The 23,900-nt window shown below is 34.6% G+C and carries 22 protein-coding genes and 1 riboswitch; of the genes, 20 read left to right on the top strand and 2 right to left on the bottom strand.

Annotation, left to right across the window (positions count from 1 at the left end; all coding sequences use genetic code 11):
* Positions 1-38: 38 nt before the first annotated feature.
* The 10 genes from CYK55_RS04440 (at position 39) to CYK55_RS04480 (ending at position 9,490) form a co-directional block, all read left to right on the top strand.
* Entirely contained in the window at positions 39-755 is a 717-nt protein-coding gene (locus tag CYK55_RS04440; protein WP_010735933.1) for an IspD/TarI family cytidylyltransferase, read from the top strand.
* 13 nt (positions 756-768) lie between these two features.
* Positions 769-1,827 carry an NAD-dependent epimerase/dehydratase family protein gene (locus CYK55_RS04445; RefSeq protein ID WP_126134001.1) on the top strand — a complete coding sequence of 353 codons (1,059 nt, stop codon included), beginning with the start codon at positions 769-771 and terminating at the stop codon, positions 1,825-1,827.
* Positions 1,828-1,892: 65 nt separating this feature from the next.
* Positions 1,893-2,975, top strand: a complete 1,083-nt coding sequence (locus CYK55_RS04450) for a glycosyltransferase (RefSeq protein ID WP_164546257.1) — start codon at positions 1,893-1,895, stop codon at positions 2,973-2,975.
* A gap of 12 nt (positions 2,976-2,987) precedes the next feature.
* Entirely contained in the window at positions 2,988-3,803 is an 816-nt protein-coding gene (locus CYK55_RS04455) for a LicD family protein (protein ID WP_034688499.1), read from the top strand.
* An 11-nt stretch (positions 3,804-3,814) separates the two neighbouring features.
* Entirely contained in the window at positions 3,815-4,087 is a 273-nt protein-coding gene (locus tag CYK55_RS13705) for a glycosyltransferase (RefSeq protein ID WP_241234792.1), read from the top strand.
* Positions 4,039-4,797: a dTDP-rhamnosyl transferase rfbG gene (locus CYK55_RS04460; protein WP_241234793.1), complete on the top strand. Its 759-nt coding sequence runs from the start codon at positions 4,039-4,041 to the stop codon at positions 4,795-4,797. Before CYK55_RS13705 ends, CYK55_RS04460 begins: the two co-directional genes overlap by 49 nt.
* A gap of 17 nt (positions 4,798-4,814) precedes the next feature.
* Positions 4,815-5,765 (top strand): hypothetical protein, encoded by a 951-nt coding sequence (locus tag CYK55_RS04465; protein ID WP_034688495.1) that lies wholly within the window; start codon positions 4,815-4,817, stop codon positions 5,763-5,765.
* Between the two features lie 11 nt (positions 5,766-5,776).
* The gene (locus CYK55_RS04470; RefSeq protein ID WP_034688493.1) at positions 5,777-6,838 is read left to right on the top strand and encodes an EpsG family protein; all 1,062 of its coding nucleotides are present in this window, start codon (positions 5,777-5,779) and stop codon (positions 6,836-6,838) included.
* Positions 6,839-6,954: 116 nt separating this feature from the next.
* Positions 6,955-8,379, top strand: a complete 1,425-nt coding sequence (locus tag CYK55_RS04475; RefSeq protein ID WP_034688490.1) for a lipopolysaccharide biosynthesis protein — start codon at positions 6,955-6,957, stop codon at positions 8,377-8,379.
* A gap of 151 nt (positions 8,380-8,530) precedes the next feature.
* On the top strand, positions 8,531-9,490 hold the full coding sequence (locus CYK55_RS04480; RefSeq protein ID WP_034688488.1) for an NAD-dependent epimerase/dehydratase family protein: 960 nt from the start codon (positions 8,531-8,533) through the stop codon (positions 9,488-9,490).
* A 111-nt stretch (positions 9,491-9,601) separates the two neighbouring features.
* On the opposite strand, the gene CYK55_RS04485 is transcribed toward CYK55_RS04480, so the two are convergent.
* Positions 9,602-10,756, bottom strand: coding sequence for a serine hydrolase domain-containing protein (locus tag CYK55_RS04485; protein WP_126134002.1), 1,155 nt, complete (start codon positions 10,754-10,756; stop codon positions 9,602-9,604).
* A 216-nt stretch (positions 10,757-10,972) separates the two neighbouring features.
* On the opposite strand from CYK55_RS04485, the gene mltG reads away from it, so the two are divergent.
* The 10 genes from mltG (at position 10,973) to CYK55_RS04535 (ending at position 22,859) form a co-directional block, all read left to right on the top strand.
* Positions 10,973-12,148 carry an endolytic transglycosylase MltG gene (gene mltG, locus CYK55_RS04490; RefSeq protein ID WP_034688486.1) on the top strand — a complete coding sequence of 392 codons (1,176 nt, stop codon included), beginning with the start codon at positions 10,973-10,975 and terminating at the stop codon, positions 12,146-12,148.
* A 139-nt stretch (positions 12,149-12,287) separates the two neighbouring features.
* Positions 12,288-12,767 carry a transcription elongation factor GreA gene (greA, locus tag CYK55_RS04495; protein WP_010735922.1) on the top strand — a complete coding sequence of 160 codons (480 nt, stop codon included), beginning with the start codon at positions 12,288-12,290 and terminating at the stop codon, positions 12,765-12,767.
* A 180-nt stretch (positions 12,768-12,947) separates the two neighbouring features.
* Positions 12,948-13,679, top strand: coding sequence for a cell wall-active antibiotics response protein LiaF (gene liaF / locus CYK55_RS04500; protein ID WP_126134003.1), 732 nt, complete (start codon positions 12,948-12,950; stop codon positions 13,677-13,679).
* Entirely contained in the window at positions 13,676-14,749 is a 1,074-nt protein-coding gene (gene liaS / locus CYK55_RS04505) for a two-component system sensor histidine kinase LiaS (protein ID WP_019723158.1), read from the top strand. The genes liaF and liaS overlap by 4 nt, the downstream gene beginning before the upstream one ends.
* Positions 14,746-15,378 (top strand): response regulator transcription factor, encoded by a 633-nt coding sequence (locus CYK55_RS04510; RefSeq protein WP_010735919.1) that lies wholly within the window; start codon positions 14,746-14,748, stop codon positions 15,376-15,378. The genes liaS and CYK55_RS04510 overlap by 4 nt, the downstream gene beginning before the upstream one ends.
* A gap of 282 nt (positions 15,379-15,660) precedes the next feature.
* Positions 15,661-18,729 carry an N-acetylmuramoyl-L-alanine amidase gene (locus CYK55_RS04515; protein WP_126134004.1) on the top strand — a complete coding sequence of 1,023 codons (3,069 nt, stop codon included), beginning with the start codon at positions 15,661-15,663 and terminating at the stop codon, positions 18,727-18,729.
* An 84-nt stretch (positions 18,730-18,813) separates the two neighbouring features.
* A riboswitch (M-box (ykoK) riboswitch) is annotated at positions 18,814-18,989 on the top strand.
* Between the two features lie 144 nt (positions 18,990-19,133).
* Positions 19,134-20,525 carry a magnesium transporter gene (mgtE, locus tag CYK55_RS04520; RefSeq protein WP_034688479.1) on the top strand — a complete coding sequence of 464 codons (1,392 nt, stop codon included), beginning with the start codon at positions 19,134-19,136 and terminating at the stop codon, positions 20,523-20,525.
* 186 nt (positions 20,526-20,711) lie between these two features.
* Positions 20,712-21,377, top strand: coding sequence for a potassium channel family protein (locus tag CYK55_RS04525; protein ID WP_034688477.1), 666 nt, complete (start codon positions 20,712-20,714; stop codon positions 21,375-21,377).
* Positions 21,378-21,392: 15 nt separating this feature from the next.
* A complete protein-coding gene (locus tag CYK55_RS04530; RefSeq protein WP_034688475.1) occupies positions 21,393-21,695 on the top strand; it encodes a HesB/YadR/YfhF family protein in 303 nt (100 codons plus the stop codon).
* 216 nt (positions 21,696-21,911) lie between these two features.
* Positions 21,912-22,859, top strand: a complete 948-nt coding sequence (locus CYK55_RS04535; RefSeq protein WP_126134005.1) for a phosphoglycerate dehydrogenase — start codon at positions 21,912-21,914, stop codon at positions 22,857-22,859.
* A 55-nt stretch (positions 22,860-22,914) separates the two neighbouring features.
* On the opposite strand, the gene CYK55_RS04540 is transcribed toward CYK55_RS04535, so the two are convergent.
* On the bottom strand, positions 22,915-23,721 hold the full coding sequence (locus CYK55_RS04540; protein ID WP_126134006.1) for a DUF1189 domain-containing protein: 807 nt from the start codon (positions 23,719-23,721) through the stop codon (positions 22,915-22,917).
* Positions 23,722-23,900 lie beyond the last annotated feature (179 nt).

Raw genomic sequence — 23,900 nt, forward strand, 5'->3', positions numbered from 1 at the left:
ACAGTTAGTTAAGATCACGAAAAGGAGAAAAACATTTTATGAATATTGCTTTATTAACTGCTTCAGGTACTGGAACTAGAACAGGACAAGATATTCCAAAGCAATTCATCCATGTGAATAATATTCCAATCCTAGTTTATACACTGAAAGCTTTTGAAGAACATCCAGAGATTGATGAAATTTGTGTGGTTATTTTAAAAGGTTGGGAAGAAATGCTGACTGCTTATGCTAAGCAATTCAATATCACAAAACTAAAGTATATTGTTGAAGGTGGTAATTCTGGACAAGAATCAATTTATAATGGATTGAAAGAAATCTACAAAAAAAGAGCAAAAGATGATGTTGTATTGATCCATGATGGTAATCGACCTATGGTCAGTGAAAAAATCATCAGTGAGAGTATTGCAGTTTATAAAGAAAATGGAAATGCTGTAGCAGTTATTCCTTGTACAGAAGTTGTTTTCACATTAGAAGAAAAAGGAGAGACAAGTTCAGTAAATTCATTGAATCGAGATCTTTTAGTTCGTACACAAACACCGCACACGTATCAATTGGGTGAAATTATCGAAACCTACCAATTAGCAGAAGAAAAAGGAATTAATGATATGGCAGCTTCATGTCAGTTGATGCAAGTTTTAGGAAAAAAATCTTACTTTTCACCTGGATCAGAGAAAAATTTAAAAATCACTACTCTAGAAGATTTAGAAATTTTTAAAGCATTATTGAATTCAACAAATGATGACTGGATCAAGTAAGGAAGGTAAGAAAATGAATCTATTAGAAAACGAAACTTATCTTTCAAATCTAAAAATGTGTGTTCAAGAAACTACTGATATATTTCAAAAATTCAAAGACAAATCTGTCATGATCACAGGAGCAAGCGGATTGATTTGTTCTGCGGTGGTCGATTTATTGATTATCGCTAATCAAGAACTTGATTTGCAGATGACAGTATACACTCTTGGAAGGAATATCGAAAGATTAAACACACGTTTTTCTACTTATTCGGCAAGTAAATGTATTGTACCAGTATTGTATGATGCGACGAAAGAGTTCACTTTTACTAATAAGGTAGATTATATTATTCATGGAGCGAGCCATGCGAGTCCTGAACTTTATTCAGAAAAACCTGTAGAGACAATGCAAGGCAATATTTTTGGGCTAAATTCATTATTGGAATTTTCAAAGAAAGAACAAGTTGATAGACTGTTATATGTATCATCAAGTGAAGTCTATGGAGAATTTAGTACAGATAGACCTTTACTTGAATCTGATTATGGTTATATTGATTTATTGAATCCACGCTCTTCTTATTCTATGGGGAAACGTGCAGCTGAAACATTATGTGTTAGTTATTTAAAAGAATACTCAGTCAAGAGTGTAATTGTTCGTCCAGGACATATTTATGGTCCTTCAGCAAAACAAGAAGATAAACGTGTTTCCTCAGCATTTGTTTTAGATGCTTTAAAAGGTAAAAAAATTATTATGAAAAGCACAGGTAGACAAATAAGGTCCTATACTTATAGTCTGGATTGTGCTACTGCCATGCTATATGCACTTGTTAAAGGAAATCCTGGAGAAGCCTACAATATATCTAATCCATGTTCAATTATCAGTATTGCAGAGATGGCTAAAACGATTGCGGAAATTGGAAATGTTGATTTGGAGTTTGATTTGCCTACTGCAGGTGAAGCAAAACAATTCAATCCTATGAATAACTCTAGCTTGAATAGCGAAAAGCTGAGTGCTTTAGGATGGAAAGCATTTTTTGATGCAAAAGATGGATTTAAGAATACTTTGGATATCTTATCAGAGAGTATCTCATAAAAATTCGTTACTTTTAACCGTTATAGAGTATTAAATATAGAAAAATAGGTGATCAAGTGAACAAAGTGAAAAGAGTGTTACATTTTCAGGGGAGAATGGGCAAAGGTGGAGCCGAATCCTTCATGATGAATCTATATAGAAGAATCGACCGTCGTAAAGTACAGTTCGATTTTTTGATTTATGATGATTTTGCACATGTGACAGATTATCATGAAGAGATAAAAAAACTGGGTGGAAGAATATTTGTAGTGACTAATCCAAAAAAAAACATCATAAAGTATTGGTTTGAGGTTAGAAAACTTTTAGCAGAACAGCATTTCGATATCGTTCATAATGAAGTGTATTTTGGCGGAGGAATCAACCTGTTATTAGCTAGAAAACGAGGAATAACACAACGAATAGCACATAGTCATGCCACTAGTGACGGGAAATCGTCTAATTTTTTAATGAATTTACTAAGGAAATATTTACATCATTTACTTATTAAAGAAGCAACTGATTTTTTAGCTGTTAGTAAAGAAGCTGGAGATAGCTTATTTCAAGGTCATCCTTATGAGATTATTCATAATGGTATTGATTTATCATTGTATAAGACGGATGAAGCTGTACGTGCGGAGAAAAGAGCGGAGCTGGGACTTTCCAAAAATGATTTTGTTATCGGGAATATTGGACGTCTCGAAAAGCAAAAAAATCAAACCTATCTCATTGATATCGTTAGCGAACTATTACAAAAGAAACCAGACGCAAAATTGTTGATTGTTGGAGCGGGTTCGTTGCAAAAAAGTTTAGAGAAACAAATAACTGAATTGAGCCTATCAAAAAATGTGTACTTGCTAGGTGAAAGAAATGACATTCCAGAGTTGTTTCAAGTTATGGATGTATTTTGTATGACATCTTTGTACGAAGGTCTTCCAATGGTCGGCTTAGAGGCTCAGGCAAGTAGAAAAAAACTCGTATTATCGAGTACGATTTCTCCAGACACGAAATTGACTCCAAACGTTACTTTTATTGGTCTTGATGAAGCTAAGGCAACTTGGTGTGAAGCAATTTTAAGTCAGCCTTGGAATAATGAAATAACACAAGAATTAATGAAATATGATGTTAGCCACACATTACAACAAATGTTAAAGGTATATAAGGTTTATTAGAGGGAGTAAACAATGTCTGATTATTTAAGTACAAAAGAAATCCATGAAGGTTTGCTAGATTTATTAAAATTTTTTGATCAGTTTTGTCAAGAACACGATATGACATATTTTTTAGCTGGAGGAACCTTACTAGGGGCCATTAGACATAAAGGCTTTATTCCATGGGATGATGATGCAGACATCATTATGCCAAGAAAAGATTACAATAAACTTATCAGCTTAGCACATAAATTGCCAGATTTTCTAGAATTAAAAGCTTTAGAAATCGATAATAAATGGGAATATGCTTTTACAAAAATAAACGATACACGAACGTATATCGATGATGATTATCGAGTTGCTCAGCATGGATTATTTTTAGATATTTTTCCGATTGATTCTGTACCAGAAAAAACTTTTAGCCAAAAATTTTTAGTAAAAAGAATGAAGTTATTAGATGTTTTTAGAGGTGCAGAGAGTAAGAAAAAGTTTAAACCAGAAGAAAAATTTATTTTTATCAAAAAAATGATTGCTAAGTATGCTAAACGTAAGGGTGCGAATCACTTTGCTAGGAAGATGGATCAACTCGCTAAAATTACGAATGAGCGACAGATTGATTCTAGTTTAAAAGGAGTAAGTGTATCAACTATTTATGGAGTGAGAGAATTCTTACCATCTAGTACTTTTTCTGAAGCTATCTATGTAGAGTTTGAAGACGCGAAGTTATCGATTCCAAAAAATTACAAAGTTTATTTAGAGAGTTTATATGGAGATTACATGCAATTGCCACCTTTAGAAAAGCAAAAAGGAGATCACTATAAAATAAAAAGACATAAGAAAGAAAAGTAGGTAATGTAAATATGAGAGATAAATCTTTTACAGTTTCAGTGATTATGCCGACTTATAATGGTGAAAAAAATATCATTGAACAATTAGAATCAATCAAAAATCAAGAACGTATGCCTGATGAAGTATTATTATGTGATGATGGTTCAACCGATCGCACGGTTGAGATCGTAACTAATTTTATAGAAGAAAACCAATTATCTGAATGGCAGTTGTTGATCAATGAGGTAAATATCGGTTGGAGAGAAAATTTCATCCGCTTGATTCACCAAGCAAAGGGGATGTGATTTTTTTTAGTGACCAGGATGATATTTGGTACCCGCACAAAATCAAACATATGTCTGAAAAGATAATGTCCGACCCGGAAAATATAAAAGTACTAGTTTCTAATTATGATGAGCTACTTGAAGAAAATGGTGTCTCTTATCCATGTGAAAAGAGAAAGATACCGACAAAACAACCAAATGATCATATTTATTTTTCTAAAAAAAATGTATTTTTAAATCGACCAGGATGGGTTTATGCTTTTCAAAAAGACTTTATTCCGACTTTCGATGAGTTCCTCGAAACATCACTTTATCCAGTTCATGATATGGCGATGTGGTCTACAGGTGTTTTAACAGACAAGTTGTATCTACTAGATGAAAAAACAGGATTATGGCGAAAACATGGAAGTAGTGCCATGCAGATTGAAAATGAAGAAACAGAAAAAACTGCAGAAACTAAGAAAAATATACGGTTAGGAAAACTGGAGTTATTAAAAATTCTAACAGAATCAAATTTGAATTTTGTTCAACGAGTTGATGTGCCAAATAGAGAGTATAAAATAAAAACATTGAAAGCTTTATTAAAGGAACTAGAAACAAGATTAAAGATTATCGAAGAAGATAAACCAATGGCTGTATTGACATCTTGGAACTCTTATACAGTTTTGCATTCTTTTCTAGCTGATATCTTATACTTTACAAAAAGCAGAGTGAATAAAAAATACCGGTAATAAATGGAGGAAAATACATGTCCAATAATAGTCTGTCGCCTAAAGATATATATTCTTTTTTTAGAGATCATTTAAAAGTATATGTTGTTTCATTTATAGTAAGTTTACTTCTTGTAGGTGGGTTATTCTTCTATTCAAATTATTCTCAAAGTAAGATTGAAAATAATAATCAAATAAATCGTCCACTATTCTCATTTATTTTAGAAAATAGTCAAGGTAACATCATGACTGCTTCAGGGGCTGTAAAACAAGTATTTTTAACTAGTTTACAGGAAAAAAATCAATTTTCAGATGAGACACTTGAAAAACTAAGTGTAGGATACAATGATATCCAAAATACGATTGATGTTCAGTTTACAGATGATGTCCCAGAGCAAGAACAAAAACAAATATCTGAATTATTGCAAAAGGAAATGACTAATAATGAGTTACCATTTTTTGATAATAAAACGTTCTATTATATCAACAAAGATATCCAATTTAATAAAACATTGCCAGCACAAGTGAGTGAAGGAATCAGTACAAAAAAAATCATTTTGTTAGTATTAGTAATGATAGTTATTACATTGGGGCTAGGAACTCTTTTAGTAAGTTGGAAAGAGTACAGAACCAAAGTTATCACGCAAAAATTCACACTGGGAAATGATGTTCAAGCGATTGATATCAATTCCTTAGACTTATCAACAGTAGAAGAAAAACTAAATATTATCAATTCACTATTGAATGGCACATCTGAAAATAAATTCTTGATTTTAGAAGAAAATAATACCATTGATAAAAATAAAATTTCCAAGCGTGATAATACAAATATTTATTCAAATTTAAATCATATTATTGAGCCTGTGTCGTTTAAACCAGATGAGATTTTAATTGTTTGTTTCAAGAAAAATACGACAAAAAAATGGTATAGAGAACAATTAGAGATTGCAAAAGCTTTAACTAATCTCATTAAAATAATCTATATATAAGGAGAACAGCATTGTACATTTATGTAGGAACATTCGCACTGCTAGCGGTATTGTCAGTTTTGGAATATTTTACTAGAAAAAAAATATTTTTTTATGCTGGTATCGTATTTTTAACGTGTTTAGCAGGTTTTAGATTTTCTACGGGATATGATTTTTCTTCCTATAACAATTTTTTTGATAGGTTAATTAATTGGGATAAAATATTCGATGGTAGTATTGATGCAGAACCTGGATATCTTTTATTAAATTATATCGTACGTGAGCTAGGAATGAATTTTTCAACTTTTATCTTATTATTTTCTATAATAAGCATGCTATTGCTCGCTTATGCACTTAATAATTATTTTCCAGTTCCATCAATCGCACTACTCTATTACTACTCTAGATTTTTTCTAGTACGTGATATGGGGCAAATAAGATCTTCTATTGTGGCTATCATATTCTTATTGGCTTTACCAGCGTTCAAAAAAAGAAATTTAAGAAATATTATTCTACTTTCGTTAGTAGGTTCATTATTTCATATTGTTTCTATTTTTATTATTCCTGCGTATCTTTTCGTACAGATTGTTAAAGAGATCAACGTCCCTAAAGAAATATTTCTGATTTCATCTAGCGCATTTGTAGGAATCATTTTCTTTTTCCCAAATTTATTTAGGTTTATGATTCCAGATCGTTACTATGGTTATTTATCTGGGTACTATGCACAAGGTAGTTGGATTTTTAATCCGGTATTCATAATGCAATTAGTCATATTGATTGGCGCAACTATTTTCGTAAAAAACAATAATACAGTTTTTACAGAAAACTTTAATATAATATTGTCTTTATATTGCTTATCGACGATTCTGTTAGTGTGTTTTGGACCTTTAGCAACAATTGGTGGAAGAATCAGTACAATATTTTCAACAGTAGAAATTTTTATCGTACCCATTGTACTGGAGAAACTTTTTAAAAATAAATTTCTATTCTTGATAACTTTTATTTTGTTCAGCTTCTGTATATTTATTTTGATTTTTATTGTTTCTGGAGCATATAATTCATATGTACCATACAATACGATATTCTTTAATTAATAGTATTTAATAGCTTAGCTTAAATACTACTAAGGTTAATTTGGAAGAAATATAGAGGCACAAGCACTATATATAAGATGGTTTTATTAAATAGTATGACAAAGTAGGTATTAATGATGAATGATAAAGCAAGAAACGTAATGAAAAATTTATACTATACTGTAGCTGCAAATTTTGCTACTTTAGGAATATCAGTGCTATTAAATCTATTTGTGCCAAAACTTTTAGGTGTTACTGAATATAGCTATTGGCAACTTTATGTTTTTTATTCGTCTTATGTAGGTTTTCTACATTTTGGTTGGATTGATGGCATCTACTTAAAAATTGGCGGAGAAGAATATGATCAGTTGAATAAACGAGATTTGGGTACACAGTTTTGGTATCTAATGATCTTTGAACTATTCTTATCTTTTTTTGTAGCTATATGGGCCTGGTTGTTTCTTCCTCATTCTGAGCAATCAGTCATACTCATCTTAACAGCAATAGTGTCAGTTGTGACAATTATCAAAACATTTGTTTTATATATTTTCCAATCGACGAATCGAATCAAAGAGTATGCACAACTTTCAAGAAATGATCGATATCTATATGTTTTATTTATTGCTATTTACTTTTCTTTAGGTGGTAGAAATTTCTTCTGGTTGATTTTATTAGATATCCTTTCTAAATTGTTGGTAACATTATGGGGAATGTCTTTGATTAAAGATATGTTAAATGTCAAACTAATCAATTTGCGAGTTTTATTCCCAGAAATACTAGATAATATCAATATTGGCAGCAAATTGATGATTAGTAATATTGCAAGTATGCTGATTATTGGAACAATCCGTTTTTTTGTGCAACAAAAATGGACAATCGAAACATTTGGTAAGTTATCATTCACACTAAGCCTTTCAAATATGTTTTTGACGTTCATCAATGCCATTGGCATTGTGATGTTTCCTTTATTAAGAAGGACGAATAAAGAGAGATTGCCTGAATTGTTTCGAATTCTTAGAGGATTGTTTGTCCCATTAACGTATGGATTATTAATATTTTATATTCCTGCAAAAATCATTTTAAGTTTATGGTTACCTGAATATGCAGAAAGTCTAAGGTTTATGGGGATTTTATTCCCAATTGTCATTTATGAAGGAAGAATGTCATTACTAATCAATACGTATCTAAAAACTTTGAGAAAAGAAAAAACGATTTTATTTGTTAATATCATTACGTTAGGAGTAACATTACTTGCGTCTTTGTTTGTGATTTTCATTGTTGGAAATTTAGATTTGACTGTTTTACTCATTTTGATTAGTTTGTCCCTACGTTGTAATCTGGCTGAATTTTTCTTATACAAAGATTTGCGATTAACAATAGGTTGGAAGCATGTTATTGAAACATTATTAACTGTGCTATTTATTTTAAGTAACGTACTATTCAATGCATCTTTTACAAGCATGGTTGTATACGTCGTTATTTATATTGTATATCTTGCTTTTATACATCGATCAATTATTGCTAGCTATAAAGATTTTCGTATCTTACTAAAAGAACGTTAATCTAAATTTCTGTATAAAATCATTCATAAAAACGTCTCGTAAAAAATATTTTATTTTCTACGAGACGTTTTCGATTACACTGCATAGTGTTCAATATCTTATCATGGTAAAATAGGTTTATATTTTTTAATAAATAATTGGAGTGAATAAAGTGGATAAAATATTAATTACCGGTGGAGCCGGGTTTATCGGTTCAACATTGGCAAATCATCTAGGAGATCATAACGATATTGTAGTTATTGATGATTTATCAATGGGGAATAGAGAGAATTTAGATCAAACAAAAAAAATCACTTTTATTGAAGGTGATGTCAGTGATAAGCAAAAAATGGAAAAGATTTTGCAATCTCACCGATTTGACTATATCTTTCATTTAGCTGCTATAGCTAGTGTTGCTGATTCTGTTGAACGGCCATTGGAAACTCATCGAGTGAATTTTGATAGTGTCTTGATGTTACTTGAGTTGATTCGTAAGTATCAGCCAAAATTAAAGCGTATTGTATTTAGCTCTTCTGCAGCTGTTTATGGAGATGAACCAACACTCCCTAAAAAAGAAGAGTCAGTTATTCGACCGTTGACGCCTTATGCTATTGATAAATTTGCCGCTGAACAATATGTACTTGATTATTGTCACTTGTATGATGTGCCAGGAACTGCGGTACGTTTCTTCAACGTATACGGTCCAAATCAAAATCCAAATTCGCCATATAGTGGTGTGATCTCGATTCTAGTGGATCGCTATAAAAAGCAACTTGCTGGTGAAAAAGCGTCATTTACTTTATTCGGAGACGGCAGTCAATCAAGAGATTTTGTCTATGTCGAAGATGTTGTGCAAGCTTTATTACTTGTTTCCAAAGAAAAAAAAGCATTAGGGCAACAATTCAATGTTGGAACGGGAAACAGTACAACTTTACTTGATTTGATCCAGACAATCAATCAGATTCTTGAAGTTGAATTACTGTTAGATTATCAAGAGGAGAGAGCAGGAGATATCCACGACTCTTTAGCTGATATCACTAAGCTTTCAACCCTGGGTTACCAACCCAAACATAGCATACTTGATGGCATGAGAAAATATTTAGCAACAGAAATAAATACGACAAAATCATAAAGTTTCTATATCTAGGTAACAACTGAGTAAACCTTGTATCAAGCAAAATTGCTTATACAAGGTTTTCTTCATTCTTATTCAATTATCACAGATGACAGGTCAACACATTGCTTATTCATCATTTCCCATCAATTTATAAATCTGATCTCTAAGATCGGTGGCAGTTGTTTTATATTTTTTGTCAGCTTGGATATTACTTTCTAGCACAACTGCATCAGAGGTATCTTTTTTCATTGCTAATACCGCATGGAAACGATTGATGTTTCCTTGAGCAAATATTGTATCTCTTCCACTGTAGACCCCACCATTATATGGACGCCCACTCAAATTCTTTCCCCAAAGAGAAAAAAGTAAATCTTTTGGAATCAATTGCCCTTTTAATACTTTTGTAAAAAATTCATTCAAGTCATAGACGGACATACTGATATTTCCAGTTCCTAATTCATTACGTATATCTGTTTCAGATTCAGTCAAAGCTTGATGATAATCATCGTCTGGACTCATTTGATAAGAGACTGCGTGTTCTGAAGTGTTTTTGACTTGGTCATAGAAGGTCGTCTGTTTTAATTGTAAGGGAGTGATGATTTGGTCATACACCAGCTTTTCGTATGGCTGACGGGTCAATTTCATTAAAATACCTGTTAGTAATGTGAAATTCAATGGTTCATATTTGTAACTTTGATCATTGGTATATTCGAGATGGTCTAGGGCAAACTGGATCACCTCTTGATCATTCATCGGTACGGTCGGAGAAGCTGTTTTTTTCAATCCTGATCGCATATATAATAAATCTTTGATCGTGATTTTATTGCTACCATTGATTTGGGGATAAAATTTAGCCAGTTTTGTATCTAAAGAAAGTTTCCCTATATCAACTTGTTTTAGAATCAGTAGTGCAGTCATTGCTTTTTGGATCGAACCGATTTGATAATACAAAGATGGAGTATTTGGTTGCTGTGCTTCTTCGTTAGCGTATCCGTAGCCCTTTTCAAGGATCATTCGATTGTTTTTGCGAATAAAGACAGATCCGACATAATCATTTTTTTGTAACAAATGGTCGATTTGATCGGCAAGGACCTGTTCATCTTTGGTCAAATCGAGGGAATCGTTTGCCACTTGAATCGAGGCGGATACTCTTGACTGGGCCATTTCATAGGTAGACCAAGTGATAATTCCAATAGTGACGACTAAAATGAATAAGCAGATTTTTTGAGAGAAAGAAAAATGGGAAGCATGTTTTCTTCTTAAATGTTTCTTTTTGTTCATGTACATCAATCCTTCCTGTCTAAGAGCTTAGTGATTAAAATGAGCAGATTATTGTTATTTAGTAAATAAGAATCATTTTATTTTCTATTTTAAGCCGAAGATAATCGATTTACTACTTACAATTTTGACATAAGAATTGTTAAAAATAATTCACCTCTGCCTGAATTTCATGTATAATGAATAAAGTTATGAAGTTGATAGTAAGGAGGAGTTGTTTTGTCAGAAAACAAACAACATCCAGATGAAAAGAAACGACGACGAAAGAATGCAACTGATTCGACAGATGTAGTCAGTAAACGAAAAGACCTACGAAAAAAAGAAGATAAAATCGTAGGAAAAATTATTTTAGTGATTGCGCTTACGTTGCTAATTATTGGATGTGTATTTGGTTTTACCGTCTATCGCTATATCGATAGTGGCTTAAAACCTTTAGACCCAGAGAATGAACAATTGGTTTCAATCGAAATCCCTAGTGGCTCTTCAAATAAGCAAATCGGAGAGATTTTAGAACAAGACCATATTATTAAGAGCGGTATTGTATTTAATTATTATACAAAATTTAAAAATATGACCGGCTTTCAGGCTGGCTTCTACCAATTAGCCCCTAACATGACGTTAGACGAAATCGGTAAACAGCTTCAAGAAGGCGGAACCTCAGAACCAACGGAAGTAGCAGATGGAAAAATCACGATACCAGAGGGATTTGATGCAGAGCAGATTGCAGAACGAGTAGCAAAAATCACTGGGAAAGATAAGCAGGAATTTTTAGATCTACTAAAAAACGAAGCCTTTTTCACGGAGTTGACTCAAAAATTTCCTGATTTATTAGAAAGTGCAGCTAAGGCAGAAAACACGAAGTATCGCTTAGAAGGTTACTTATTCCCAGCGACTTATGATTACTATAAAGATATGTCACTCAAAGATTTGATCATTCAGATGGTCGATAAAACGAATACCGTGTTACAACCATACTTCTCTACGATCAAGCAGCAAAATCATACGGTTCAAGAAATCATGACACTTGCTTCATTGATTGAAAAAGAAGGGGTATCTGAATCAGATCGTAAAAATATTGCCAGAGTTTTCTATAATCGGATTGATATAGGGATGCCTTTACAATCAGATATTTCTATTTTATATGCGTTAGGTGAGCACAAAGAATTTGTCTCTTATGAAGATACGGCAGTCGATTCACCATATAATCTTTATACAAATAAAGGATACGGTCCAGGACCGTTCAATAGCCCGAGTGAAGCAGCTATCCAAGCTGTGGTTCAACCAGCAGATAATGATTATTATTATTTTGTTGCAGATATCCCTACAGGTGAGGTTTATTTTGCAAAAACATATGAAGAGCATATGGAATTAGTACAAAAATACGTAAACAATTAAAATTTAGCGTTGTCTGTAACTTTATTTATTTTTAGAAAAACATTTACATTTTAGAAAAAGCATGGTAATCTTTTTTGGACTGTAGTCCGTAAAAGATTACCTTTTGCGGTATTCCATAGAAAAAGGAGAAGAGTTATACATGGTAGAAAAAGTATATCCTATGACGCTTGAAGGAAAAGCGAAATTAGAGCAAGAATTAGAAGAATTAAAAACAGTTAAACGGGGAGAAATCATTGAACGTATCAAAATCGCCCGTGGCTTTGGTGATTTATCTGAGAACTCAGAATATGAAGCAGCTAAAGATGAACAAGCTTTCGTAGAAGGACGTATCACGACAATCGAGAATATGATCCGTTTTGCACAGATCATTGACAATGATGGCGTTGATTCGGATGAAGTATCTATTGGTAAAACAGTGACGTTCATTGAGTTACCAGATGGTGAAGAAGAAGAGTATACGATCGTGGGAAGTGCTGAGGCAGATCCTTTCTCAGGAAAAATCTCAAATGATTCACCGATTGCACAAGCCTTGATCGGCAAATATAAAAATGATGAAGTAACGATTTCAACCCCTGGTGGCGATATGCAAGTAAAAATCGTCAAGGTCGCGCAAGCATAAGTTGACATTTAGACACAGATAATCAATTATTGGTTTGTCTATACAAAAAGGTCTGGGACCATGACACAAAGTCCCAGGCCTTTTGCTGTAGAAAGCGATAGTTACATCTAAAGTCCTATAGCATCTCGAAACAAAAATAGGTATGATAAAAAAGAGAATGAAAAGGAAAGGAGAATAGCGATGAATAGCTCTTGGCGCTTTTTTATAGTAGTAGAAGCCTTACTATTGATCTTTGCCGTTTGGCAAATCGTAAATAATGTTGAATTATTACTGTTAGTTTTGTTTGGTATTTTTAATATCTATCTTGCATTGCGAAAATCACCGAGATCGGGATTTCAGAATTTTCAATTTGTACTAGGCGGACTAGTTATTTTTTTCAGTTTGATCAATAGTCCTGCGCTATGGGTAATGGCAGTCTTTGCTGTCTTGTTCATTGGTCTTAAAGGTGTAGAGATTTCTGGAATCGATCTAACAAAAAATGCTTTTTGGCGAAAAAAACAAATCATTATGGTTCAAACAGAGCAAGTGAAGGCCCACAATAATGAACGAAAAAAACAACAATTATTCGGTAACCAGCGAATTGGTAATGATGTGTATGAATGGGATGATATCAATATCGCTCTACTTTCAGGAGATACGATCATCGATTTAGGGAACACCTTGTTACCTAAAGACGATAATATCGTTATCGTCAGAAAAGGAATCGGTCGGACACGCATCTTAGTTCCTTTAGGGATTGCCATCAGTCTCGAACATGCAACGTTAGTAGGAAATGTACAATTTGAAGAAGAACAATTTGCATTGAAGAACGAGTCGATTAAAATCTATAGTAACGATTACGATGAAAATCCACGTCGTTTAAAAATCATTACGAACACATTACTTGGGGATATTGAGGTGATTCGAGCATGATAGAGAAACTTTCTCGACCGATGCTAGCTATTTATGCTTCGATCGCCTCATTTATCGTCATTTTATTTTCTTTTTTTACTTATTTTTACGCAAGTAATCAAACTCATTTTTGGCGTACTTTATTAAGTGCCAGAATTTTATACGTGCCATTGATCTTTCACTTACTAGCAATTTCGTCAGGTGTCGGTTTAATTGTTTTTTTGATTGTGTCTCTTTTACAAAAAGCACGTTATGGGAAAATCGAAGAACAGTTGCGGGCAATTTCTTCCGGTAACTATGAAGCAAAAGTGTTAAATGATTCCTTACCAAGTGCATCTGACGATATATATGTTAAAGAAATTGAAAAAGAAATCACTAAAATCAAAGAAAAAATGATCGAAGTATCAAGTGAACTCCAAATACTGACGAGTCGACCTCAATATGTTGATGGACAAACAAAAGAAGAAATCTTAGAATTAGAAAGACATCGTTTAGCGCGTGAGCTACATGATTCAGTTTCCCAGCAATTATTTGCAGCGATGATGATGATGTCTGCTCTGACGGAACAAGCAGAAAAAAGTGATACGCCTGAAATGTTTCGTAAACAACTAAGGATGGTAGCAGATATCATCAATGCTTCACAATCTGAAATGCGTGCATTGCTACTACATTTGCGACCAGTCAACCTTGAAGAAAAAAGTTTGAAACAAGGGATTGAGCAATTATTAAAAGAATTAAAAAACAAGATACAAATTGCATTGAAATGGGATATTGAAGATATTACTTTGTCTGATTCGATTGAAGATCATCTCTTTCGGATCGTTCAAGAACTACTTTCAAATACGTTGCGCCATGCAAAAGCAAATGAATTAGAAGTGTATCTGCATAAAATCGATAATAATCTTTTATTACGAGTGATCGATGACGGTACTGGCTTCAATATGAATGAAACAAAAACCGGTAGCTACGGCCTAAATAATATCAGAGAACGTGTAGCAGGTATTGGTGGGACAGTAAAAATCATTAGTTTCAAAGGACAAGGGACAAGTGTAGAAATTAAAGTTCCTTTAATAAAGGAGGCGGAAAAATGATAAAAGTATTACTAGTCGATGATCATGAAATGGTACGTTTAGGGGTTTCTTCCTATTTGTCGATCCAAGAAGATATTGAAGTAATCGGAGAAGCAGAAGATGGGCGAAAAGGCTACGAAAAAGCCATGGAACTTCGTCCGGACGTGATTCTAATGGATTTAGTCATGGAAGAAATGGACGGGATCGAATCTACAAAAGCAATCCTCAAAGATTGGCCAGAAGCAAAAATCATTATTGTCACGAGTTTTATTGATGATGAGAAAGTATATCCGGCTATTGAAGCTGGCGCAACAGGCTACTTACTTAAAACATCGACAGCCCATGAAATCGCCGATGCGATCCGCGCGACTCAAAGGGGTGAACGTGTGCTTGAACCTGAAGTAACCTCGAAAATGATGGAAAAGATGAGTCGACGTAATGAGCCAATCTTGCACGATGATTTAACGAATCGTGAGAATGAGATTCTTATGTTGATCTCTGAAGGAAAGAGCAATCAAGAAATCGCAGACGAATTATTTATTACTTTGAAAACAGTCAAAACACATGTTTCTAATATTTTAGCAAAATTAGAAGTGGAAGATCGTACGCAAGCTGCCATATACGCATTCAAGCATGGATTAGTAAAGTAAGTAGACATGTGACTTATCATCTAAACAGTAAGCACATTTTTACTAAGTATAAATGGGACATAAATTATCCTTGTTTTCACATTGAAAAGGGAAAACAGTACCCTGATCCAAAGCAAAAAGTTTATTGCTTTTGCTTTGGATTTATTTGTGTTTGCTAATTACAAATTACATTGTTTGTTATTTTGAATTCTTTGTTATCATGTTCTTTTCATTTGGGTCTTTTTATAGTTTAATATATTATAGGACAATATAAGTTCGATTTAAAAAATAAAGGAGAATGTCATGAGAAAAAAATGGATAGGCATGTTATTAAGTTTCTTATTACTGTCAGGCTCGATCACGCCAAGTGTCTACGCAGTATCGATAAACGATAGAATAAATACGTCACAAGAAAGTACTTCGCAAACAAACGACACTACAGCAACATCATCTAATACCCCTTTGATAGAAAGTACTAATCCCACAGAGGAGACCACAGGAACAACAGAAAACTTTGCAGAAAATTCATCTAAAGATATTTCTGTTGATGAAGTTCATTTCCCAGATCAAAATTTCCGTCAAGTATTGATTGAAATGATGGAGGAGAATCATAGCAACGTATTATCCGATGAATTGTTAGCTACAACTGAGTTGGATCTTAGTGGTAGAAATATCCAATCATTGGATGGTATCGAATATTTTAAACAGTTAAAAAAACTGGAAGTTCAAAATAATGAGTTAGAACAAGTAGATGTCTCGGCTCTTTCAGAGTTAACATACCTTGATATTTCTAAAAATAAACTGCCAACAATTGATTTATCGATGAATGATCATTTGACTTATTTTAACGGGAAAGAACAATTGATCAATGCAGAAGCATCAAAAGATGATCGTGAATGGGTGATCAATCAAGACAATCTAAAACCGGAATTAAATAAGATCGATATTAACTCAACTAATTGGGAATACAATGGATCCGTTTTTACTACTGTGGAACCTTCGGCACTAAATTATAGTTACCAAGTAGAGTTTTCACAAAAAGCAATTTTAGAAGAAACATCTAATCGCTCACTAGATATCACTGTGGACGTGAAATTTTTAGAACAAAATAGCGTTGAATCAATTATTCCAAAAGAAGAAAAAATAGAAATGGTCCAAGGCGAAACTAAACAACTTGAGTATTCGCTCGTTCCAGAAAATGCTGAGATTATTAATCCAAATTGGGTATCAGTAGACAAAAATATTGTTGATGTGGATGAAAAGGGTCTGGTGACAGCAAAAGCAATAGGTGAAACAGAAGTCTTATTAAAAGATGGCGAGAGAGCATTAGGAAAGTTCAACATCCAAGTAGAAAAAAATAACAATGATTCAATAACCCAAGCGAATCGCCAAGAACAAACGGTGAGCAATCGTGCAGCAGTTGCTAAACCATCCGTCAGTTATCAAACACACGTGCAAACTTACGGTTGGCAAAGTACCGTAGCTGATGGTGCTACTGCAGGTACGATTGGTCAAGGTAAAAGAATCGAAGCCATTAAAATCCAATTACCAAATAATTCATTAAATGGTGATATTGAATATAGTAGTCATGTACGAACGATTGGCTGGCAAAATTATGTGAAAAATGGTGCTACATCAGGAACAACAGATCTTTCTTTACGAACAGAAGCAATTAGGATTCGCTTGACTGGAGAGATAAGTGAACAATATAGCGTCTATTATCGTGTGCACTCAGCTTATTTTGGTTGGTTAGGTTGGGCAAAAGATGGCGAAGATGCAGGTAGTTCAGGATTTGGTTACCAAATGGAAGCTATCCAGATCCAACTAGTCAAAAAAGGAGAAGTTGCCCCAACTCAGAGCACAGCTTTCTATGATAAAGATAAACTCCCTAATCCTAATGTCAATTACCAGACGCACAGTCAGTCAGTCGGGTGGCAATCCTATCAGTCAAATGGTTCAACTGCTGGAACGCTGAATCGAGGATTAAGATTAGAGGCTGTAAAAATAAATGTTTCAGATACACCAATCCCTGGCTCCATTGAATATTCTAGTCATGTGCGTTCTATTGGTTGGCAAAATTATGTGCGAGATGATGCGATTTCCGGAACAACAGATCGTAAACTTCGAACAGAAGCAATTCGAATACGTTTAACTGGTCAGTTAGCAGAACACTATGATGTTTATTATCGTGTGCACTCAGCTTATTTTGGTTGGTTAGGTTGGACAAAAAATAATGGCAATGCAGGAAGTGTAGGATTTGGTTATCAGATGGAAGCTATGGAAGTAAGGCTGGTAGCCAAAGGACAATCTGGACCAGCAGCTAGTACTGCATTTTATGATAAGGATACAATACAAAATCCTAATGTTAATTACCAAACGCATAGTCAATCGATTGGCTGGCAAGGTTATCAAATGAATGGTGCAACTGCGGGAACAGTGGGACGTGGTTTTAGATTAGAAGCATTACGAATGAATATCTCTAGCACACCTATTCCAGGAACAATAGAATATAGTACACACGTCCAATCGATTGGCTGGCAAAACTATGTGAATAATAATGCTCTTTCGGGAACAGAGGGTAGAAAATTACGAGCTGAAGCGATAAGGGTGAGATTAACTGGTCAATTAAGTCAACATTATGATGTCTATTATAGAGTTCATTCTGCGCAACTCGGATGGTTAGATTGGGCCAGAAACGGTCAAAACGCTGGGACGTCCAATGTAGCATTACAAATGGAAGCTATCCAAGTTGTACTAGTTAAAAAAGGAGCACCAGCGCCAGGACCTACGTCAAACCCTTACCAAACCTCAATCAATCATCTATTTGTAATGGGACATGGTGCAGGAGATCCAGGGGCTTCGTATAACGGTATCAACGAGCGAGACTTTACAAGAAATGAACTTATGCCATATTTACAAAAGTGGGCAGGGCGCTTAAAAACAAATCGTATAACCTTTTATGATACAAATGCGGATATGTTCCAAGATACTCGTAGAATGCAGGGTGCGTATACAATTAGTAGTAGTTTTTCTTCTGTAACAGAATTTCATTTAGATGCAGGAGCGATTGGTATTAGTACTGGTGGGCATGTGATTGCGCATCGTAACGGCAACTCGTATACGACACAAAATTATGCCATTGCTAATGTGATCCGCACACATGTAGGTTTATGGGGCGCTGTCCAAAATACCGGTGGTATCAACTTGAGAAGTGATTTATTGAATTTGAATGTACTACATTCTCGTGGTATCCCTTATCGACTAGCGGAACTAGGGTTTATCACCAATACTCGTGATGTAGAAAATATTCGTAGAAACATGGATCAAATTGCTAAAGGGATTGTAGAAGGAGTGACAGGAGAAAGATTGTAAAGTGATCATTTCTGTTTTATCAATTTTTTATCAAATATTAATCCTTTTATTGACAAAAACCAATTTTACCTGTAGGGTTTAATTATAAAAACTTGTTAGGTGAGGCTCCTAAAAGAACACAGGCTACTGCCCTTAAACGTCGAGAGACGCCACAGGGTATAACAGGCAACGTCGGCTTAAGGCGTGCTTAACGTAGCTATCTGGATCATATTTCCAGAATTACGTCTTTTAGTGCTAAAGCTCAGACGAGAAGTTCGTTCAGGTAAACATTGATACCATTTTGATGGGATCTTATGAGACGGCTTCTTTTGGAAGCCGTCTTTTTTATGTACTTCCTGTTTTTCTAAACGAATTTATTCAACAAGTTTATATCGAAAAAACGATGTAACAAAGGAGAATACGAGATGAGAACATTAAATGATACAAATAACTTAGAAACACAATTGAAGATTCTTAATTATCTGGAGCAAAAAAAGCTTGAAGAATTGAAGAACTATTTAGCAACAATCGAAAAAGTGGAATTGATCCAACTATTTGTTAGGCTACCTTTAGATAAGCAAGTACTGGTCTTTCGATTATTATCAAAAGACAAAGCCCTCGAAATCTTTGAAACATTTGAACCGTCTGTCCAACAAGATTTGCTTCGTTCGTTTACGGATGATGGAGTGATTGAATTTGTGAATGAGATGGCCCCAGATGATCGGGTAAGGTTATTTTACGAACTACCAGCAAGTGTGACTAAAAAACTATTGGCAGAGCTTTCTGAAGAAGAGCGAGCAACGACGAATCGATTGATGGGCTATGAACATGAGACGGCCGGACGGATCATGACGACTGAATTTATTTCAATAAAAAAAGAAATGACTGTTGAAGAAGCACTGCATAAAATCAGAAAATTAGCGAAAGAAATGGAAACAATCTATATTTTGTATGTGACAGATATGGCGAAAAAAATTGAAGGAGTACTATCATTAAAGGATCTAGTCATTGCAGAGAGTGATCAACGGATTGAAGAAATCATGATCAAGCACGTCGCTTATGTAACCACAGATACAGACCAGGAAGAAACTGCACGATTGTTACAAGAGTTAGATTTGATCGCTATTCCCGTCGTGGATAAAGAAACACGATTAGTAGGTATTGTTACAGTGGATGACGCCATCGATGTCTTAGAGCAAGAAACGACCGAGGATATGTTCAATGCTGCTGGTTTAGCAGACGTCGCCTCTGTAGAAGCTGATCGTAGTACAGTACTGATTAACGGGAATCTTTGGCAAATCTGGAAAGTCCGGTTGCCTTTCTTAGCGATCACATTGGTTGCAGGGATGTTAGCTGGTCTAGTAATCGATGAGTTTGAACAAACGTTAGAATCAGTGGCTGCTGTTGCTATTTTCATTCCGTTGATCATGGATATGGGTGGAAATGTAGGGACGCAATCATCGACGGTTTTTGTTCGCGGATTATCTTTAGGACACATTGATCTCAACACATTTATCAAGCACTTTTTGAAGGAAACAGGTATTGGGCTAAGTTTAGGAATTGTTGTAGGGATCGTATCTGGAATAGTCGCTTCTGTGTGGCAAGGGATACCATTGTTAGGTGTAGCTGTGGGGATCTCTCTAGTCTTTGCAATGACCTTAGCTGCCGCCCTTGGTTTTTTGATTCCTTTTATCTTATTGAAATTGAATATTGATCAAGCTGCTGGATCTGCACCAATCATTACGTCGATCAAAGACATTGCTGGATTGTTTATTTACTTTATTTCAGTTAACGTATTCTTAGGCTACCTATTGTAGGAATAATTACTGATATAGGCATACTTTTTTAGTAGAAACACCAAGGACTATGCTATGATCAACCATAGTAGCCCTTCTCTTGATCCTCCATTAAAATGAGTCTTTTCCATAAAGAAAAGCAGGGTTGCTTTTGTTTTTAGAGTGGCTTTGCTATACTTGAAATGGAATGGAAAAAGGAGGAGAAAAGTGAAACAGAATTTTGCAATCGTAGGACTTGGACGTTTTGGTGGCAGTATCTGTCGTACGTTAGTCGAAGCTGGTCAAGAAGTTTTAGCCATTGATAGCAGTGAAGACCGAGTGAATGAATATATGAATGTCGCAACACATGCAGTGGTTGCGAATGCACAAGATGAAATGACTTTACGATCTTTAGGAATCAGAAATTTTGATCATGTGATTGTAGCAATTGGAGAAGATATCCAAGCAAGTATTTTAGTGACACTGATGGTCAAAGAAATGGGCGTTCCGAATATCTTAGCCAAAGCACAAAATGAGTATCATGCTCGTGTTCTTGAAAAGATCGGTGCAGATCGCGTTGTTCATCCTGAGAGAGATATGGGGATACGGATCGCACATAATCTTGTTTCTAAAAATATTTTGGATTATTTAGAGCTGTCAGACAAATTCTCGCTCGCTGAGATTCGGGTATCAAATCCCAAGTTCTTTAATAAAACATTAGCAGAACTAAATTTCAGACAGCGATTTGATTTGACTGTGGTAGCCATCCGACGCTTCGATCGTTCTGTCGTAGTGTCACCAGCCGCAGACGAATATGTACGTGAAAATGATAATTTACTTGTTATCGGAGAAACGGAAGATGTAGATATACTTGATGATAAAATGAATCAATAAAAAGGGGCTCATCACATGCAATTAACAATAACGGACAAAGCAAAAGAATGGTTTCAAGCAGAGGTAGATTTACCTGAAAATTATGGTATCCGTTTTTTTGGGAAAGTATATGGCAAAACAGAAGTACATGAGGGATTTTCAATCGGTATGTCTGTGGAGTTACCGGAACGTCCGATGAAGCAAGAAACGATCGATGGTCTATTATTCTTTATTGATGAAGCCGATGATTGGTTCTTCAAAGGATATGATTTGATTGTTGATTATGATCCACAATTAGAGGAACCAACGTATCGTTTCCGAGAAACAACAGATGTATAAGGTGAGAGATAGTCTTTGATTTTTAGGAAAATAAGCCTGACGAACGAAAAGTAAGTTTTACTTACTTTCGGATTGTTAGGCTTTTTTTAGACAGTCAAACGCTGATCCACTTTTACTGTGTTCATTATAGGAAAAAGTCATTCAAGGAATGAAGTGCAACATATTTCATTCTTTTAAGAAATTAAGCTAGACTGATAAGTAGAGAGGATGGGTGTGATGACAAAAAAAATAATTTATTCAGTACGTTCATTTCGTGAAGAATTTATTGAAAAGATCAAAGAAATAGCACCAGAATATTCATTTCAAACGGAAGTAGCATCCGACGAACTTTCTGAAATAGCGATCAGTATCGGTTGGAATGGTGATTATCAAGAGGATATATTCGCTTCTGACAGCTTAAAATGGGTCCAATCGATTTCTGCTGGAGTAGATAATCTTCCATTAAACGAATTCGCTGACAAAGATATCTTACTTTCCAATGCGAGTGGTATCCATGTAGAATCAATCAGCGAGCATACCATGGGCATTATTTTAGGCTATTCTCGTGGATTGTTCCAAGCCCAACGAGCGCAGTTCCATAAAGAGTGGCTAGGATCAGATATCCATTATCAAGCATTGGCAGATCAAAAATTACTAATTATTGGAACTGGACATATTGGAAAAAAATTGGCACAACATGCAGCTGTATTTGGTTTAGAATGTATCGGCATCAATACATCTGGACATCCAGTAGAAGGATTCAAAGAGACTTATCCATTAGAGAAATTAAAAGAAATCTTACCGAAAGCAACAGTTGTGGTGAATATCTTACCTTTGACAGATCAGACAAAAGGGTTGTTTGACGCAAAAGTATTTGAAGCTTTTGATAAAGAAGCGCTATTCATCAATGTAGGACGTGGGCCTTCCGTAAAAACATCTGATTTAATAGCTGCGTTAGACGATGGAAAACTGGCTTTTGCGGCTTTAGATGTGTTTGAAGAAGAACCATTAGCAAAAGATAGTCCATTATGGGAAAGAGAAGATGTGTTGATCACCTCTCATATTGCAGGTCAGACACCACATTTTCAAATGAAGTTTATGGATATTTTTCTAACAAATTTAAAATCCTACGTAGACAAAGCAGAATTAGAAGTAAATGAAATCGATTTGAATGAAGGCTATTAAATGAAGAAGAATCTCTAGAAGAGGTGTGTAGTGACTACCTCTCCCAGAGATTCTTTTATTTTGGTAATTGGATTTTTGGCCAGCCTTTGACTGCTTGGGCAAAAATGAATATGCCTGCAAATGCAATAAACGCTGTTGTATCAAAAGTTGGTGCAAAGATCATCAGGATCGTTGCAATAACAGTGGGTAATGATATCGCATAGATCATTGTTTTTAGACAATCAAGAAAAGTTACTTTAGCTAAACGTAATCTTGCGTATACATAAGCTGCAAAATTTGCCATAAGTAAAGTGATGATCAGATTTAAAAAGCTAGGATAAATGGAGATCAAAAATACTAATGCTTTGATCCAAAAAGGGATCGTTGCTTCACTTAATGTACTACGTAATTTTTCGCCAGTTAGATTTTTTAAGGCATTATTCGTATACTCAAATTCAAACTGATTATTGTTCAACAATGCCGAAGTTGTGCCAGTATTTGGTAAAGCTAGAACCAATTTATCCTTTAGCAGACCGACACTTAGGAAATTCCCTATCAAATCTGAAGAGATATCTTCAGGGGTACGTTTTCCTTCGGGGTCAAAGGTAAAGATGATCGAATCTGTTTGATAAATAAAGCCTTCATTTGTTGGTGAATCGATTTGTCCATCACGAATCTTAAAATCTGGAATTTCGGCTGCAATTTTTTGACCATCGGACTTGATTGTGTCCAGCACTTGAAAAATTTGGTAAGAAATAGGTAATGCCATTAGTACACTCAAACATAAAAGATAGACTAATGATTTTCCAAATGATACGTTTTTAGCATTTTTAAGCTCGGTGAATCGAGCAAATGAGCTAATGATTAGTTGTTTTGTTGTCATAATTACTCCTTCTGTAGAATTGTCATCACTAGCAATTCTAGCGGAGTATGCTATGAATTACAAGAGTTCTAAAACATTATCTCACGTTAGATAAAGTTATATTCTTATCGTTCATTGTTTCCTAGAGATGAAAATTATTAGCAGATAGAGTATGATAGGAAAGAATGATAAATAAGGTA

It is taken from the genome of Enterococcus mundtii, assembly GCF_003957375.1.
GTDB classification, from domain to species: Bacteria; Bacillota; Bacilli; order Lactobacillales; family Enterococcaceae; genus Enterococcus_B; species Enterococcus_B spodopteracolus.

Bases quoted from the DNA above. Each gene is read 5' to 3' on its own strand.
- CYK55_RS04515 (WP_126134004.1), top strand. From the start codon at position 15,661: ATGAGAAAAAAATGGATAGGCATGTTATTAAGTTTCTTATTACTGTCA.
- liaS (WP_019723158.1), top strand. From the start codon at position 13,676: ATGATAGAGAAACTTTCTCGACCGATGCTAGCTATTTATGCTTCGATC.
- CYK55_RS04535 (WP_126134005.1), top strand. From the start codon at position 21,912: ATGACAAAAAAAATAATTTATTCAGTACGTTCATTTCGTGAAGAATTT.
- CYK55_RS04475 (WP_034688490.1), top strand. From the start codon at position 6,955: ATGAATGATAAAGCAAGAAACGTAATGAAAAATTTATACTATACTGTA.
- CYK55_RS04455 (WP_034688499.1), top strand. From the start codon at position 2,988: ATGTCTGATTATTTAAGTACAAAAGAAATCCATGAAGGTTTGCTAGAT.
- liaF (WP_126134003.1), top strand. From the start codon at position 12,948: ATGAATAGCTCTTGGCGCTTTTTTATAGTAGTAGAAGCCTTACTATTG.
- CYK55_RS04510 (WP_010735919.1), top strand. From the start codon at position 14,746: ATGATAAAAGTATTACTAGTCGATGATCATGAAATGGTACGTTTAGGG.
- CYK55_RS04465 (WP_034688495.1), top strand. From the start codon at position 4,815: ATGTCCAATAATAGTCTGTCGCCTAAAGATATATATTCTTTTTTTAGA.
- CYK55_RS04440 (WP_010735933.1), top strand. From the start codon at position 39: ATGAATATTGCTTTATTAACTGCTTCAGGTACTGGAACTAGAACAGGA.
- mgtE (WP_034688479.1), top strand. From the start codon at position 19,134: ATGAGAACATTAAATGATACAAATAACTTAGAAACACAATTGAAGATT.
- CYK55_RS04530 (WP_034688475.1), top strand. From the start codon at position 21,393: ATGCAATTAACAATAACGGACAAAGCAAAAGAATGGTTTCAAGCAGAG.
- CYK55_RS04445 (WP_126134001.1), top strand. From the start codon at position 769: ATGAATCTATTAGAAAACGAAACTTATCTTTCAAATCTAAAAATGTGT.
- CYK55_RS13705 (WP_241234792.1), top strand. From the start codon at position 3,815: ATGAGAGATAAATCTTTTACAGTTTCAGTGATTATGCCGACTTATAAT.
- greA (WP_010735922.1), top strand. From the start codon at position 12,288: ATGGTAGAAAAAGTATATCCTATGACGCTTGAAGGAAAAGCGAAATTA.
- CYK55_RS04540 (WP_126134006.1), bottom strand. From the start codon at position 23,721: ATGACAACAAAACAACTAATCATTAGCTCATTTGCTCGATTCACCGAG.
- CYK55_RS04485 (WP_126134002.1), bottom strand. From the start codon at position 10,756: ATGAACAAAAAGAAACATTTAAGAAGAAAACATGCTTCCCATTTTTCT.